Below are 14,529 nucleotides of genomic sequence, written 5' to 3' on the forward strand. Positions count from 1 at the left end.
CAAAAATCAGGGATGTCTATTCTGATGCGACAGTCAACAAGATTATTCCGGACAGCAGTGCGCGGAGGCGGGAACCCCAGTACGCACAACTCCACCTACCTCTCCAGCACCTCGCCCAGCCTGTGGGCCAGAAACTCCACCAGCGCCGCCACCCGCGGCGCCAATGCACCCTGCTTGTAGAACACGGCCCACACGGGCTGTGTCCACGGCAGGGTGTGTTCTTCCAGCACCGGTACCAGCCGTCCCGCCGCGACGTCCGCGCGCGTCAGAAAATCCGACAGCGATGCAATGCCCGCGCCATGCAGCGCCAGGTGTCGCACCGTCTCGCCGCTCGACGCCACCACCTGCGGCGTGATCGTCCACCCTTCGCCGCCGTCGTGCCTGAGCGGCCATGTATTCAACAGCGCGGGCGCCGTGAAGCCCAGCGTGCGATGCTGCGCCAACCCGGCCGGCGTGCGCGGCATCCCATGCAGGTCGAGATACGCCGGTGACGCCAGCACCCGCAGCTGTGCCACGCCCAGGCGGCGTGCATTGAGCGTCGAATCGGGCAGTGCGCCGATGCGGATCGCCAGGTCGGCCCGCTCTTCGATCAGGTCCACATACGTCTCGCCGCTGACCAGCTCGAGCTGGATCAGCGGATACGCCTGCAGAAAATCGGCCACCAGCGGCGCCAGCAGATGGTCGAGTGCCGGCGTGGCGGCATTGACGCGCACCAGGCCCGCCGGCTGCGAGCGGCGCGCGGCGGCTTCGGCCTCGGTATTGGCCAGGTCGGCCAGGATCGCCCGCGCCCGCCCCAGCAGCCAGGTGCCTTCTTCGGTCAGGTGCAGGCGCCGGGTGGTGCGCTGCATCAGCGTCATCCCGAGGCTGTCTTCGAGGCGCGAGATCGTGCGCGAGACACCGGACGGCGTCTGGCCCAGGCGCTCGGCGGCGCCCGAGAACGAGCCCGCATCGATGACTGCAGAAAATACAATCAGGCCATCCACATCGATCATTAGTGACTCCGAATCAAAAGTCCATTGTAGCGCGGGCTATTTCTCCCGGCCAGCGAACGCGGCACACTGCATGCCTGTCACTGTCATTACAAGGAACACCACCATGCCACTCGCACTCTGGGCGCTCGCATTGAGCGCCTTTGCCATCGGGACGACCGAATTCGTCATCGTCGGCCTGATCCCCACCATCGCCGCCAGCCTGCAGGTGTCGGTGCCCTCGGCGGGCCTCCTGGTCAGCCTGTACGCACTGGGCGTGGCCATCGGCGCGCCGCTGCTCACCGCCATGACCGGTCGCGTGCCGCGCAAGCAGCTCCTGCTTGGCCTGATGGTGCTGTTCACGGTCGGGAACCTGGTGGCCTGGATGGCGCCGAACTACACCGCGCTGATGGCCGCGCGCGTGCTCACGGGCCTGGCGCACGGCGTGTTTTTCTCGATCGGTTCGACCATCGCCACGAGCCTGGTGCCGAAAGAAAAAGCGGCCAGCGCGATCGCCTTGATGTTCACCGGCCTGACTGTGGCGCTGGTCACCGGCGTGCCGCTCGGGACCTTCATCGGCCAGCACTTCGGCTGGCAGGCGACCTTTTTGGCGGTGTCGCTGCTGGGCGTGATCGCCATCATTGGCAGCGCGATCCTGGTGCCATCCGATATCGCCGGCAGCAAGCCGGCGCCGCTGCTGACGCAACTGGCCGTGTTGAAGAAGCCGCGCCTGCTGCTGGTGTACGCCATCACGACGCTTGGCTACGGCGGCAGCTTCATAGCGTTCACCTACCTGGCGCCGATCCTGCAGGAAGTCTCGGGCTTCGCGGCGTCGACCGTCAGCCTGGTGATGCTGGTGTATGGCGTGTCGGTCGCGGGCGGGAATATCTGGGGCGGCAAGCTGGCCGATCGCCTGGGGCCGGTGCGCGCGCTGCAGATCGTGTTCGCGCTGCTGGCCGTGGTGCTGTTCGTGCTGGCGTTCACGGCGCCGAGCAAGTCGCTCGTGCTGCTTACCGTGCTGGCCTGGGGCGCGGTCGCCTTCGGCAACGTGCCGGGCCTGCAAGTGTATGTGGTGCGGCGCGCCGAGCGCGATGCGCCGCAGGCGGTCGATGTGGCGTCGGGCCTGAACATCGCTGCCTTCAATGTCGGCATCGCGCTGGGCGCCTGGGGCGGCGGCTTGATCGTCGCGCATGTCGGCTTGATGGCCACGCCGTGGATCGGCGCCCTGGTGGTAATCGGCGCCCTGCTGCTCACGACGCTGGCCGGCTGGCTGGACCGGCGTGACGGCATGCCGGCCAGGAGTGCGACCGCCGGCGCCGTGGCGATGCATTAGTCAGGCATCGAGTTCCGGGTAATGCCGGAAGATGCCCTCCTGGTTGAACGGGATGCGCCGCTTGGACGCCAGATAGGCTGCGATGTTGGGCCGCGCCGCGACCCGGTCGCGCAGGCCGGTGAGCTCGGGATGCTCCTGCTCGATCTTCTTCATCGCGTTGGGGAACGCGTAGCGCAAGCCGTCGATGACCTGGAACAGCGAGAGGTCGGCATAGCTCACGCGCTCGCCCAGCAGATAATCGCGGGGCTCGGGATTGGCCAGCAGGCGCGCAAAATACGCCAAGAACTTGGGGATGCGCGTCTCGACGAAATCGGCCGCGCGGCGCTGCGCCTCGGGCTTCTGGTCTTCGTAATACAGCATCGAGGCGATCGGGTGATGTGTGTCGTGCGCCTCGGTCACCAAGTCGGCAATCGTCAGTTGCAGCTGATGGACCCAGAGGCGGCCAGGCTCCGTGCGCGGCGCCAGGCCATGCTGCTCGCCCAGGTACAGCAGGATGTTGGCGACCTGGCCAATGGTCTGTTCACCGGTTTTCAGGAATGGCGGCGCAAACGCGGGATGGTCGTCGACCTCGAGCGCCGCCATCAACAGGTCGACGCCACCTTTGCTGCGCGCCACGTCGACATAATCGACGCCCGCTTCTTCCAGCGCCAGGCGGACAAATTCGCCGCGACCCTGGATCGTTGGCCAGTAAAACAGTTCGTAGGGATGCACCATGATGACGTTTCCTTTTTTGGAAGAAAAGTCATGGTAGACCGATCAGGCAGGCCGGGAAGCACGGTACGCCGGCCATGCGGCCGGCGTCAGCCTTCATGCCACTGCGCACCACCGTTTGGCAATGGTTGGCGGCAGGTCGAAATGTTTCGCCGTTTCTGCAATGGTCGCCTTGTTCGCTTTCTTCCATGCCGAGACCTCGCTGGCGGTCGCCCTTTGTGGACGGCCCGCACCGTCCTTGCCCTTGAGCGTCTTGCTCGTGGCGGCGGGCGACGCCTTGGCGACGGCGCGAGTTGCCGCCGTTCGGTGCATGCTGCGGACACGCTCCGGGTTCTCGGCGATGTCGGCCCCTGACACGCTGTCGTCGCCAGATGCCTTCTCGATCGGATGGGTCATGAATGTTCTTTCTTGCTTGTAGATTAGTGCCGCCATTATGACGCGATCAGCGGGCATGGCCCAGTTGTGGCTAGTAAGCAACGTTCCTCAGCGCCTCCGCGGTGCCAGAAGGAAGAAACAGCCCAATCCTGTTGGTTACCAAACAATCGTTACACTTTCGCCGAGCACGCGTTGGCAAACGAGCACATAATTGCCGTACGGAACTAAGTTAATATAGTTCGCACCTGCCGATTCCTGCCCAATGGAGCGCCCATGATCTTCGCGCGATTGACCCAACGCTGGCACGCCCTGCGCCATTGGCGCGGGCGCCAGTCATTACAATCCCACGGTCTCTTCGAGGAATCGACCTTCAACCGCGCGTACCGCGACGCAATTCACAGCGGCGCAGGCCTGATCCTGTGGCAGCAGGATGGCGAACATGGCCGCTTCGCGCTGCAACTGCGCATGGCGCAGCGCGACGACGCCAACGACGGGCTGACACTGTCGCTGCTTGCCAATGGCGCGATCCTGCATCGCCTGTCGTGGACCTGGGTCGATGGCGCCACGCCTGGCGCCACGCAGCCGGTCGTGCCGCTGGTGGCGCACAACGCCGGCCTGTGGCGCGATGCCGGCCCGGCCTTCGATGCCTTCGAGCGCGCCTTCCCGAACAATTCGCCGAGCTTCTTCGCCTTCGCCGCGTTACAGGGCGCGGCGCAGGCCCTGGGCATCGACCGCGTGCTCGCGCTGCGCGCCACCGCGCACCCGTCTTACCGGATCGACCAGCACGCGGCATTCGAGAGCGCCTACGACGGCTTCTGGCGCATCCTGGGCGGCGCCGAATTCGATGCGCGGCACTACCAGATCACGCTGCCGTTCTACCTCAAGCCGCTGGCGGACATGCCGTCGAAGCACCGCAAGCGCGCCGCCCAGCGCCGCGCGCAATGGCACGCGATCGGCGAGGCGGCCCGCGCCACGCTGCTGCGTCATATGGCGCCCGTCGCCGCGCCGGTTGCGGTGGCCAGCGCACGGTCCATCGCGCAAGCCTGAGGACAAGACGCCGCTTGCCAGAATCACCACGGCCGTCAAACGTCGTGCTACACTCGCGCCTTCGCTAGGGGTCCTGGAACGTTGTTCCGGGTGAGACATACCCTTCGTACCTGATCTGGATAATGCCAGCGAAGGAAAGCGCAAAGCAGCACCCCCCGTTCGTTTGCCCTTCCCCCACGTTGGCTCCGGCTTTAATTCAAAGCGGCGCGCCTTCTGTGGCGCGCAACAACGAGCACACCATGACCTTCAACCTGAAGTACCCAGTCCTTGCCTGCGCCATCGTGCAGGCCTTCGCCGTCACGCCTGTCGCACTCGCCCAGGACGCCATTCCCTCGGTCGTCGTCACCAGCAGCAAATGGATCGCGCTCGACCGCGCCAGCGTCGGCGGCTTCGCCGAGACGCAGCTGCTCGAGGCCCCCGCGTCCATCACCTCGATGGGCCAGGGCCAGATGCAGGACCTGTCGATCCGCAGCGTGACCGACGCGAGCCGCTACGACGCCTCGATCGGCGACGCCTACAACGCCATCGGCTACGCCGAACAGTTCTCGGTGCGGGGCTTCACGCTCGACAACGCAACCAGCTACCGCAAGGACATGATCGCCATCTCGGGCGACACGCAGATCCCGCTCGAGAACAAGGAGCGCATCGAGATCCTGCGCGGCCTGGCGGGCCTGCAGGCGGGCGTCGCGGCGCCGGGCGGCATGCTCAACTTCGCCACCAAGCGCCCGACCAATGCGCCGCTGCGCTCGATTACGGCCGAGGTGCGCGAGCGCGGCACCGTGTACGGCGCGGTCGACCTGGGCGGACGCTTTTCCGATCGCCGCTTCGGCTACCGCATCAACGCTGCTGCCGAAGACCTGAAATCGTATGTGCGCGGCGCCGACGGCAAGCGCCAGTTCATCTCGGCCGCATTCGACTGGCAGATGTCGCCGGACGCGCTGTTCCAGATCGACGTCGATCACCAGCACAAATCGCAGATCACCGCGCCCGGCTACCAGCTGCTGCGCAACGAAGCCCTGCCCACCGGGATCTCGGCCAAGACCCTCCTCAACGATCAGCCGTGGACGCGCCCCGTCGACACCGACAGCAGCAATCTGGGCCTGCGCTTCGAGTACCGCATCAGCGACGCGTGGACGGCGACCGTCAACGCCAACAAGCACTGGTTCAAGCGCGACGACTTCACCGCCTTCCCTTACGGCTGCAGCAACGAGGGCGATGGCTACTATCCGGGCTACTGCTCCAACGGCGACTACGACGTGTACGACTTCCAGAGCACGGGCGAGCGCAAGACGCCTTGGGGCGCGCAAGCCATGCTGCAGGGCCGCTTCGACACCGGCGCCGTGCGCCATGCGCTGACGGTTGGCAGCGCCTACGCCGAACGCCATGACAGCTTCGGCGAGTACGTCTATGACTACGTCGGCTCGAGCAATATCTGGCAGAACGCCATTGTGCCGCCAGTCGATAGCAGCCGCGTGACCGGCCCCGTGATGGAACGCCGCGCCACCGAAGAGCGCTCGCTGTTCGTGCAGGACGTCTTGAGCCTCTCGCCCGCGTGGACGCTGCATGCGGGTGTCCGCTACGTGCAGCTCAAGCTCGACGCGCTGGAAGAAATCGACCAGGCGCGCGTGAAGTCGACAGACTCGTTTGCCCTGCCGAACGTGGCGCTCGTGTACGCGCCGGCGCCGGACTGGCGCGTGTATGGCTCGATCAGCCATGGCCTGCAATACGGCGGCATCGCGCCGATGGAGACGGTCAACCAGAACACGGTGCTCTCGCCGAGCCGCTCGAAGCAGTTCGAATTTGGCGTCAAGCGCAATGTGAACGAGCAGCTGGCCTTGTCGGGCGCCGTGTTCGAGATCACCCAGGGCCTCGAGTACACCAACGCCGCCAACGTCTTCGTGCGCGCGGGCGAACAGACGCACCGCGGCGTGGAATTGTCGGCGCAGGGCCGCGCGCTGCCCGGGTTGAGCTACAACCTGTCGCTGATGGCGCTCGATACGGATCAGAAGAACACGGGCGACGCCAGCACCGAAGGCAAGCGCGTGACCAATGTGCCTGAGCTGCGCACGGCAGCATGGATCGAGTATGCGGTGCCGCAGGTGGCGGGGCTGAAGCTTGACGCGCAGTGGCAGTACTCGGGCAACAAGGTGTTCGATCCGGCCAATCGCGTCAAGGTGCCGGGGTATCACGTGGCGGGGTTCGGCGCGGCGTACGTGCTGCGCGCCGGTGGGCTGAACACGATCATCCGGGCGCGGGTGGACAATGCGTTCGACAAGTTCTACTGGCGGGATGTGACGCAGTCGCTCGGTGGGTATTTGCTGCCGGGGGCGCCGCGGACGTTCAGGTTGTCGGCGCAGATTGATTTTTGATTGGGGAGATTGGTTGATCACGGTGGGTGGCGCTGCCGTGGTTGGAGCTGTGGTGGACGCTTGGTTGTAACGGCGGGGTGGGCGCAGGCAACGGCGTGCCGGGACACTCCGCAAGGATCATCCTCGAATCGATCTCGGCTTGCTCAAAAATATTATGGACGTGGAATAAAGTTTGCGAGCTTCTCCTTCGAGGTAGGCCGATTGTAGCGTGCTGTTCTTGCGAATGATGTTCGCCACGAGATTGCGGCGAACCGTTTCTATACGTCTCGTTTGAACAATGAGGTTTGCCACGGACTCGCTGCAAGCAGGCGCGGGAATGGCCGTTTTCGACCCAGGTCGAACTCAAGCGATTTCAAAACTGCTTTTCTAGTGGACTTGCCAAGTCCAACGCGGCAACGTCCGCGAGAAGATTATTAATGCCATTCCACCGTCGTAGGAATCGTACGTTCAGTGACTACGTCGCGCTAATGCGGTGAACCAACGCGGCGTTCGGTACCGCCACTTCTGAGAAGAACAGCCAGTCATAGTTGCCTAGGCTGATACTGATTCCGTGCACCTGGAAGTGGCCGCCGAGGTCGGGGGTGAAGAAAATCTGCGGAGTGTCGTCGAACGTCGCATCGTCCAGCACGACGAACAGCGACGAAGAGAGCGCATCGATTGTCAGGGCCGTCGCGCTCAAGTTCGCGACGCGGCCGCGGCCGCTCAGAACTAAGCCGCCCAATGTGCGGGTATAGCTGAAGCACAGCATTTTGCCGGCGGCTTGCCACCCATGCAGTCGCTGTCGAGCAGCGTCATCCCTTGGCGCCGTAATGCAAGCAGGTTTCATGCTGGCGACCCTTACGCTCATGGTCATGCTCCTGTTTTCCAAACCACGTTACGTCTGTTTCTGGCCGATCTCGGCCCTTGAGCTCAGCATTGCAGGTCGCCGCGGCCGAAGAACCGCAGAGAGTGACGAAGGACTGGAGTCGACTCAAAGCGGACGGTCATGGATTCCCAGACGGGGCGACGCTGCCCGGCCATCGGCCTGAAAGTTAATAGTTACTGCTTTCAGTTGCTGGGCGGCTTTTCCCCCTTTACGTCGGAGGAAGTTGGTCTGATGGGCTGAGGCATGCAATTCAACTGACCACCAACGTAAGAACAAGACGTATTCGATGTCGCCACCGGCGCCGACTGGACGAGCTGAGCACGCTCAGTCGACTGACCATGGGTCGATATGCAACCAGACAGGGACAAGATCGCCGCTACAACTATCATTGTTCTCATATTTTCTCCATGATATTTGTGAATTTCGTCTTTTGTAACCACTCTACCGATAACAGTGCTAATCGTGCCTTTACGCAATTTTTTTTCAGGACCACTTCTGGCACGATCTCAGATAATCGAACCAGCGTAGCAGGATGTTGAAGCAGAAAAGTCACCAATGGTCACGACCGGCCGGAACCGACTCAAAGCAGACGTCGCCGGGTTCCGGAATTATGAGAGCTGAGCTGTGATCTTTGATGAAATACGCACATTGGCGGGGTCAGGTCTGACATCCATTGGCGGGGTCACATTGAAGGGGTCAGGTCTGACATCTGGACACAGCCTCTACTATTAGCTAGAGGAAATTCAAAGAAACCATCGACTTTTCAAGATGCTCTCAAAAAATCAACGAGCCGGATCAGCGCAGAGTCCGTGTCTGAATGTCAGACCTGACACCGCAACTGACACCGCAACTGTGTCGACACCGCAACTGTGTCTGAATGTCAGACCTGACACCGCAACTGTGTCTGAATGTCAGACCTGACACCGCAACTATCAAGCTTGGGCTGATTTCAATCGACTGATCCAGGCTGTCAGCAACCGTGCTCGGAAAGAGAAACGCATTGTTTGAAAGCTTCGCGTGATCAATGCCAGTACGGCCTGCGTTGTTACGTCAGCGACTTGGAACTGTACTGGGCGATGCGTTTTACGTTGCATCACGATCGCACGGTGCATGATGCTACGTCCTTGTGCGATGTCGCTAACTTGTCAACTCAGCAGGTCGCAGCCGCAGAGCTTAGTATCGATTGCCAGGTTGAAGAGAGCAAGATCCCTGGGTTTCTCAGTCAGCTGGCGGCGGATCCGTATCCCCATATCTCCTTCAACGTCAACGGTGTCTTCTGGCCGACCTGTTTGGCCTTGTTCGAGGTCAAGGCCGATGGACGCTGGGACGCGGCTTATCCTTCGCCCAGCACGATCTCGATACCGTGTGAAATCTTGGCAGCATTCGAGAATCAGCCCATTGCGGCCGCCCGCTTTCATGCGTTGCCGAAAGCACAGCGTTACTTGCTGCATCCAGCAATCGTTACCAAGAAAAAGACAGAGACGCGGGTTCGCAAGGCCAAGGAGCTGGCCGACCGTTTGTCGGCCGAAGCCGCAGTCAACGATTGACAGGCATCCGTGAGTTTTCTGCGGCTCAATGCGGGAACAATTCCAGAAGCAATCGGCGCGTCTGATTGCGAGGACCAAGCGCCACTTCTAAATATTGATCCGCCCGACTCACTTCGCTTACCATCCTGAGGCGGGCCGCTTCGATGCCTAATGCAGCAGGCAGCGTGGCTTTGCCGGCGTCCTGTCCGATGTCTTTGCCGATCATCTCGCCTTTTGCGAGCACTGGGCCCATGCCGGCGTCGAGCAAATCGTCCCTTATCTGAAACGCCTGTCCCGCAGTGGACGCGAACTGACGCAGCCATTGCGTCGTTTCCGGGTTTGTCTGCGCGATGATCGAGGCCATCTCGACCGCCACGCTGAGCAGCGAACCTGTCTTCAAGGCGTAGGTCATGGCAATGTCGTCAGCAGGCCTTTGTTGCACCTCACGCAAGTCCTGATACTGGCCCTTGGCCAAACCTTGCGCGCCAACCGCGTGTGCGAGAGCGCCCGTCAAACGCATCCGCGCGCCTGGTGAGATGCCATCGACGCTTGCGACAATCTGGAAGGCATGGCTGAGCAAGGCGACCGCAGCAAGCAAAGCAACGTCTTCGCCAAACTGGACATGGACGGCGGGCTGGCCACGTCGCAGCGTTGCATCGTCCATACAAGGGAGGTCGTCCAGAATCAACGACGACGCGTGCACAACCTCAATGGCGCATGCGAGATCGAATAAAGCGGGCGCATCGTGGCCGAGGTCACGGCAAATGGACATGAACAACATGGGACGCACCCGCTTGCCGACGCCGAGTACTGCGTGACGCATCGCTGCAGCAAGCACGTTGTCCGGATCGCCGTGGTTTGGCAAGAGCGCCATCAAACGTTGTTCGAGCGCGCGTCTGGTTTGATCGAATGGTGTGGCGTGGGGTGCGGCGCCGCAATCTTGTGGCGCCGCTGCGTAGGTCGCTGACATGCTGTTTCCTTTTCTGCGACAGTGTTCGATCAGATTGGCGTCACGCCGGATAACGCTGCATTCATTCAGGCGTGCCTTGTGCTTTCTTTTTCAGCGTGATGCGGGTCAGCTCGGATGGCTTGCCGAGTCGTAGCGCCAATCCTGGCCACAACGCTGTCCCGTTGTTGACGTACAGCGTCATGCCCTGCACGTCGTAGCGTCCCGATACATAGCCACCGTTGGCCAGCGCAAAGAGGCGTTCCAACCCCAATACCAGGCCGCCATGCGTATGTCCTGACAGCTGCAACGCCACTCCCTGTGCGGCCGCAGCACGGGCGTTTTTCGGCTGATGGTCCAGCAGGATGATCGGCACATTTGCTGGCGCCCCGGCGAGTGCCATGCCGAGGTCCGGCATTGGAAAGCCGGTTTCAATTGCTGACAGATCGGTCACGCCGGCCAGTACCAGCTGCGCACCGTGCCGCGTGACGACGGCATGGCTGTTTTCCAGAGGCGTCATGCCGAGCATCGCGAATCGCTGCATCCAGGCGGTCGGATCGAAAAAATACTCATGGTTGCCCGGGATAACAAAGACGCCATCCCGGGCATGCAGCCCGCGCAGCGGCGCGACATCGCTGGACCGGTCCGCAACTGTGCCATCGATCAGGTCACCGGTGACGACAACCAGGTCCACGTTCAAAGCATTCGCGTTGGTGACGACTGCCTGTGTCCACTCCTCGGGAAACAGGCGGCTGATATGCAGGTCGGTCAGCTGCAGCAGTTGGTAGCCGTCGAATTCATCCGGCAGGTTCGCGATGTCGACCACGACGTCGTTGAGCGGCGGCACGCGAATTGCGGCATGCACACCGATTGCTGCCAGCAACATCGCACCCGCCACCATCGTGTGGCGCAACCAGGCCGTGAAAGCCGGGCTACTGCCGCGTGCGAGCAGGAGCGCCAGCCCTGCCAGGTCGAACAGAATCTGGAACACGGCCAGCAGCAGGATCGCGCTGAAGGCCCAGTTGAAGACGATGATCGCGAAACGCGGCATCTCAGCCGAGAATACGCTGCCAGATGACCAGCGGCTGTACAGATGGTACTGGGAAGCGAGCAGCACCAGAAGAGCCACCGCCAGTTTGATTCCGAGTGCCCACGTCATCGGCCAGACGGTGCGGCCGATGACGTAGAGCGCCGGGATAGCGAACGCTATATGGAACATCAGGCCGGCCCTGCCTGCTTCGAGAGCTTGCCCGAGTCGCGCAGGGACAAGCGCGCGGCACTGCTGTTGGCCAGCATCCAGCCCGGATATTCAGGTGCCGGCGCACAGACTTCTCCCAACTCGCGCAAGTCGTTTTCATGCAGCGTCACGTTGACCGCGGCCACGTTAGCCTCGAGCTGGGCCAGTGTTTTGACGCCCAGCGTGATGCTGGTGACCACGCTCTGGTGACGCAGCCATGCCAGCGCCACTGCTTCCATCGACACGCCTTGCGCCGTCGCAATCGCGTCGATCACCGGCAAGAGGCGGGCGCCGCGTTGTTCATCGACGGGCGGGAACTGCACCGTGGCACGTCGGCCTGCGGTCTTGCCATCGCGGTATTTGCCGGTCAGGTAACCACCCGCAAGCGGGCTGTACACCAGCATGCCCAGGCCCTCTGCCCGGAGCATGGGAACGATGTCGCGCTCGGCATCGCGCCCGACCAGCGAGTAATAAGACTGGTAAGACTGGAAGCGGGCCAGCTGCAGCCTGTCCGCCACACCCAGCGCCTGGCTCACCTGCCACGCCGCCCAGTTCGACACACCGATGTAACGCACATGTCCTTGCCGCACCAGGTCGTCCAGAGCGCGCAGGGTTTCCTCGACCGGCGTGGCCGGGTCGAAACCGTGCATCTGGTACAAGTCGATGTGGTCAGTGCCGATGCGCTTCAAGCTGGCCTTGACCGCTTCCATGATATGGACGCGGGAAGCACCGCTGTCGTTCGGGCCGACACCTGTCGCGTGCTCGAATTTGGTGGCCAGGACCACGTCCTTGCGTACGATTCCCAGTGTTTTCAATGCGCGTCCGACCATCTCTTCCGACTGGCCGTTGGCATACACATTGGCCATGTCGATGAAATTGATGCCGGCATCGAATGCGCCACGCACGATTGCGTCGACTTCATCCTGGCCGACGCCGCTCGCCGCCGCATACTGCCCACCGGCCTGGCCGAAGGTCATCGTGCCAAGGCAGAGCTCCGAAACGAACAAGCCAGTCCGGCCCAACAGGTTGTAGCGCATAATTATGTCCTTTGTTGTTGCAGAATAAAAAATTAAACGTCATCATGTGGAACTCTACAGTTCCGGAACTGAATAGTATCGAAATTATGAAGTCTAAACAAGAGGCACATGAGCATGTGCAAGCCGAAATAGCGACAGCGACAGCGCCACAGCGCGAAAGCGGCGGCAGACCACGCGATGCCACACGCGACGAGGCAATCCTTGATGCGGCAATCGCGATTCTTGCGGAAATCGGCTATGAGCGGATGACGATGGACATGGTGGCCGTGCGCGCCAGGGCGGGCAAGGCAACCGTTTACCGCAGGTGGGCGTCGAAGGGCGAGATGGTGGTCGAGGCAGTAGGACGGATGAAACGCAGCCTGGTCGATCTCGACCAGCTGGCTGATACAGGCACGCTGCGCGGCGACCTGCTTGCCTTGTTCCGGCCGCAGTCAGTCGAGCAGGCGGAACAGAAAATGCGGGCGATGGCTGGCGTCGCTGCCATGCTGGCGCAACATCCCGCGCTTGCCGAGGCGGGCCACGAAGCGATCGTGGCGCCTTGGGTGACGGCGAACCGCACCTTGATCGAGCGCGCGCGCGCGCGCGGTGAAACGAACGCGAACGCGCATGTGGACACCGTCGCCCAAATCATTCCTTCGTTGGCAGCCTATCGGGCGTTGATACAACGTCGACCGTTCGATCATGCTTTCCTGGTTGAGATCATCGATGGGGTGCTGTTACCGGCCCTGGGAATTACAGCGCGATAAGAAGGATAAAATCGCGATAACGCGTTGGTGCGAAACGCTCTGGTTCGATCGCGCTGCAAGGACTGGTGGCGGCAGTGGCTACTGCGGCGTGCGATTCAACCACCTGTGCTCGCGTCTCAGGCCGTTTCGACTGTCGAGCTGACCTGAAGACGACCTCGCTGGACTACCCCATGGCAATGGTGAGTGACGCAATTCAGCTTGCCGGCACAAGGCGGCAGGTGCACGGACGAGCACCAATTGGGCTATTTCGACACCGCCAGCTTCTCGATGTCGTTGATCCAATTGGCAATGCGTTCCTGGGCATGTGCTTTCTGGGCTGGGGTGGCGATTCTGATTGCCGTGCTCGCCACGCTCAGACTGCCTTGTAGATTGGCATCGTAAAGCGCCTTGTTTCCGGCAGCCTCGTCGTGATGAAAAAAATCGTTGATTACTTCACGCAGTACAACCATGGTAGCTTCCTCGCTCAATTTTTCATGGTGAATCCTGCGGAGCGTCGAGAGGATTTTTTTCTGACGCAAGATGCGTTCCTCCAGCAAAAACCGGTTATTCAGAGGCCGGGCATCAGAAACCTTTTTCAGGATCGCTTCCTGTTCGTTGCTCGACCTTCCAAACCATTCTTCGAACTCTTCCATCGACTTCCTGAAGCGCAGCTCCTGCTTTTTTTCGGTAGCGACGTTAACGAACTTCCTGCGAAACGTTTCATTACTTGAAGAGAATTTCTTTTCCATACGGACGAATTGCTCTGGCCTCATGGACATGGTGAGTTCTGCCAAATCTGGCAACGATTTTTCGGCCAATAACTTCGCGCGGGCTTTGACTGCTCTGTAAGTTTTGTTCAGATCGTCTGGCTCAATCTGGCCAGAAGCAAGCTGACGCTGGGCCGTCCCGAGCAACTGGGCGTAGTCCATCAGTTGGGTTGTACGATGCCAAACCAACAGCTTGCCGACGTCTTGTCTCAACGCTGCGGACTGTTGCGAGTCGAGGCTGACATAGTCATTTACCCAAAAGTATGCAAGCGTAGCGCCCTGGTTATAGGCGAAGCCAATACTGCTGCAGGCAGTTAATGCCACCATGACGATCACCACGCATACGACGTGGGCTCGCTCGAACAAATTGTTTGGCTTTTTTATCGTTTCCATTTTGTTTTGTATTTTCACGTACATACGCAATAGCATCGTGGTTTCAACAGCAATCAGTTCGCGCACTGCCTTGACTACCACTTCGCGCGAAACGTCGCGCCTTCCCCCGCAGCCATCGCGCTGGGTACGAACGATCCATTGGGCTCGGATTAAAGTTGTTTGAATTTCACCTTCTCGACTTGATAGTTTCGAACCGATCAGTTACGGAACTACAAAGTTCCGCATGATGA

The 14,529-nt window shown here is 61.3% G+C and carries 13 protein-coding genes and 1 riboswitch; of the genes, 5 read left to right on the forward strand and 8 right to left on the reverse strand.

The annotated features are described in order from the left end of the window. Positions 1-95: 95 nt before the first annotated feature. Positions 96-992 (reverse strand): LysR family transcriptional regulator, encoded by an 897-nt coding sequence (locus AB2N08_RS21625; RefSeq protein WP_367612968.1) that lies wholly within the window; start codon positions 990-992, stop codon positions 96-98. Positions 993-1,095: 103 nt separating this feature from the next. Between AB2N08_RS21625 and AB2N08_RS21630 the strand changes: the two genes are divergently transcribed. Beyond that, on the forward strand, positions 1,096-2,301 hold the full coding sequence (locus AB2N08_RS21630; protein ID WP_367612969.1) for an MFS transporter: 1,206 nt from the start codon (positions 1,096-1,098) through the stop codon (positions 2,299-2,301). Here the strand turns inward: AB2N08_RS21630 and AB2N08_RS21635 are convergent, their stop codons facing one another. After that, positions 2,302-3,015, reverse strand: coding sequence for a glutathione S-transferase (locus tag AB2N08_RS21635; protein WP_367612970.1), 714 nt, complete (start codon positions 3,013-3,015; stop codon positions 2,302-2,304). 93 nt (positions 3,016-3,108) lie between these two features. After that, positions 3,109-3,408, reverse strand: coding sequence for a hypothetical protein (locus AB2N08_RS21640; protein WP_367612971.1), 300 nt, complete (start codon positions 3,406-3,408; stop codon positions 3,109-3,111). Between the two features lie 252 nt (positions 3,409-3,660). On the opposite strand from AB2N08_RS21640, the gene AB2N08_RS21645 reads away from it, so the two are divergent. Further along, positions 3,661-4,434 (forward strand): DUF535 family protein, encoded by a 774-nt coding sequence (locus tag AB2N08_RS21645; protein WP_367612972.1) that lies wholly within the window; start codon positions 3,661-3,663, stop codon positions 4,432-4,434. Between the two features lie 56 nt (positions 4,435-4,490). After that, a riboswitch (TPP riboswitch) is annotated at positions 4,491-4,588 on the forward strand. A gap of 85 nt (positions 4,589-4,673) precedes the next feature. Further along, positions 4,674-6,803 carry a TonB-dependent siderophore receptor gene (locus AB2N08_RS21650; RefSeq protein ID WP_367612973.1) on the forward strand — a complete coding sequence of 710 codons (2,130 nt, stop codon included), beginning with the start codon at positions 4,674-4,676 and terminating at the stop codon, positions 6,801-6,803. A 454-nt stretch (positions 6,804-7,257) separates the two neighbouring features. Here the strand turns inward: AB2N08_RS21650 and AB2N08_RS21655 are convergent, their stop codons facing one another. Further along, on the reverse strand, positions 7,258-7,656 hold the full coding sequence (locus AB2N08_RS21655; protein ID WP_367612974.1) for a hypothetical protein: 399 nt from the start codon (positions 7,654-7,656) through the stop codon (positions 7,258-7,260). A gap of 1,016 nt (positions 7,657-8,672) precedes the next feature. On the opposite strand from AB2N08_RS21655, the gene AB2N08_RS21660 reads away from it, so the two are divergent. After that, positions 8,673-9,215, forward strand: coding sequence for a YdeI/OmpD-associated family protein (locus tag AB2N08_RS21660; protein ID WP_367612975.1), 543 nt, complete (start codon positions 8,673-8,675; stop codon positions 9,213-9,215). A gap of 25 nt (positions 9,216-9,240) precedes the next feature. Here the strand turns inward: AB2N08_RS21660 and AB2N08_RS21665 are convergent, their stop codons facing one another. The 3 genes from AB2N08_RS21665 to AB2N08_RS21675 form a co-directional block, all read right to left on the reverse strand. Further along, on the reverse strand, positions 9,241-10,164 hold the full coding sequence (locus AB2N08_RS21665; protein ID WP_367612976.1) for a polyprenyl synthetase family protein: 924 nt from the start codon (positions 10,162-10,164) through the stop codon (positions 9,241-9,243). Positions 10,165-10,225: 61 nt separating this feature from the next. Then, a complete protein-coding gene (locus tag AB2N08_RS21670) occupies positions 10,226-11,359 on the reverse strand; it encodes a metallophosphoesterase (RefSeq protein ID WP_367612977.1) in 1,134 nt (377 codons plus the stop codon). Continuing rightward, positions 11,359-12,414, reverse strand: a complete 1,056-nt coding sequence (locus tag AB2N08_RS21675) for an aldo/keto reductase (RefSeq protein WP_367612978.1) — start codon at positions 12,412-12,414, stop codon at positions 11,359-11,361. Before AB2N08_RS21675 ends, AB2N08_RS21670 begins: the two co-directional genes overlap by 1 nt. A 14-nt stretch (positions 12,415-12,428) precedes the next feature. Here AB2N08_RS21675 and AB2N08_RS21680 point away from each other — a divergent pair, with 14 nt between their 5' ends. Next, entirely contained in the window at positions 12,429-13,160 is a 732-nt protein-coding gene (locus AB2N08_RS21680) for a TetR/AcrR family transcriptional regulator (RefSeq protein WP_367612979.1), read from the forward strand. A 242-nt stretch (positions 13,161-13,402) separates the two neighbouring features. Here AB2N08_RS21680 and AB2N08_RS21685 read toward each other — a convergent pair whose 3' ends face one another. After that, complete coding sequence (locus AB2N08_RS21685; RefSeq protein WP_367612980.1) at positions 13,403-14,365, reverse strand: DUF6279 family lipoprotein; 963 nt, start codon at positions 14,363-14,365, stop codon at positions 13,403-13,405. Positions 14,366-14,529: the final 164 nt, after the last annotated feature.

The sequence above is a fragment of the Massilia aurea genome, assembly GCF_040790145.1.
In the GTDB taxonomy this organism is placed as follows: domain Bacteria; phylum Pseudomonadota; class Gammaproteobacteria; order Burkholderiales; family Burkholderiaceae_D; genus Telluria; species Telluria aurea_C.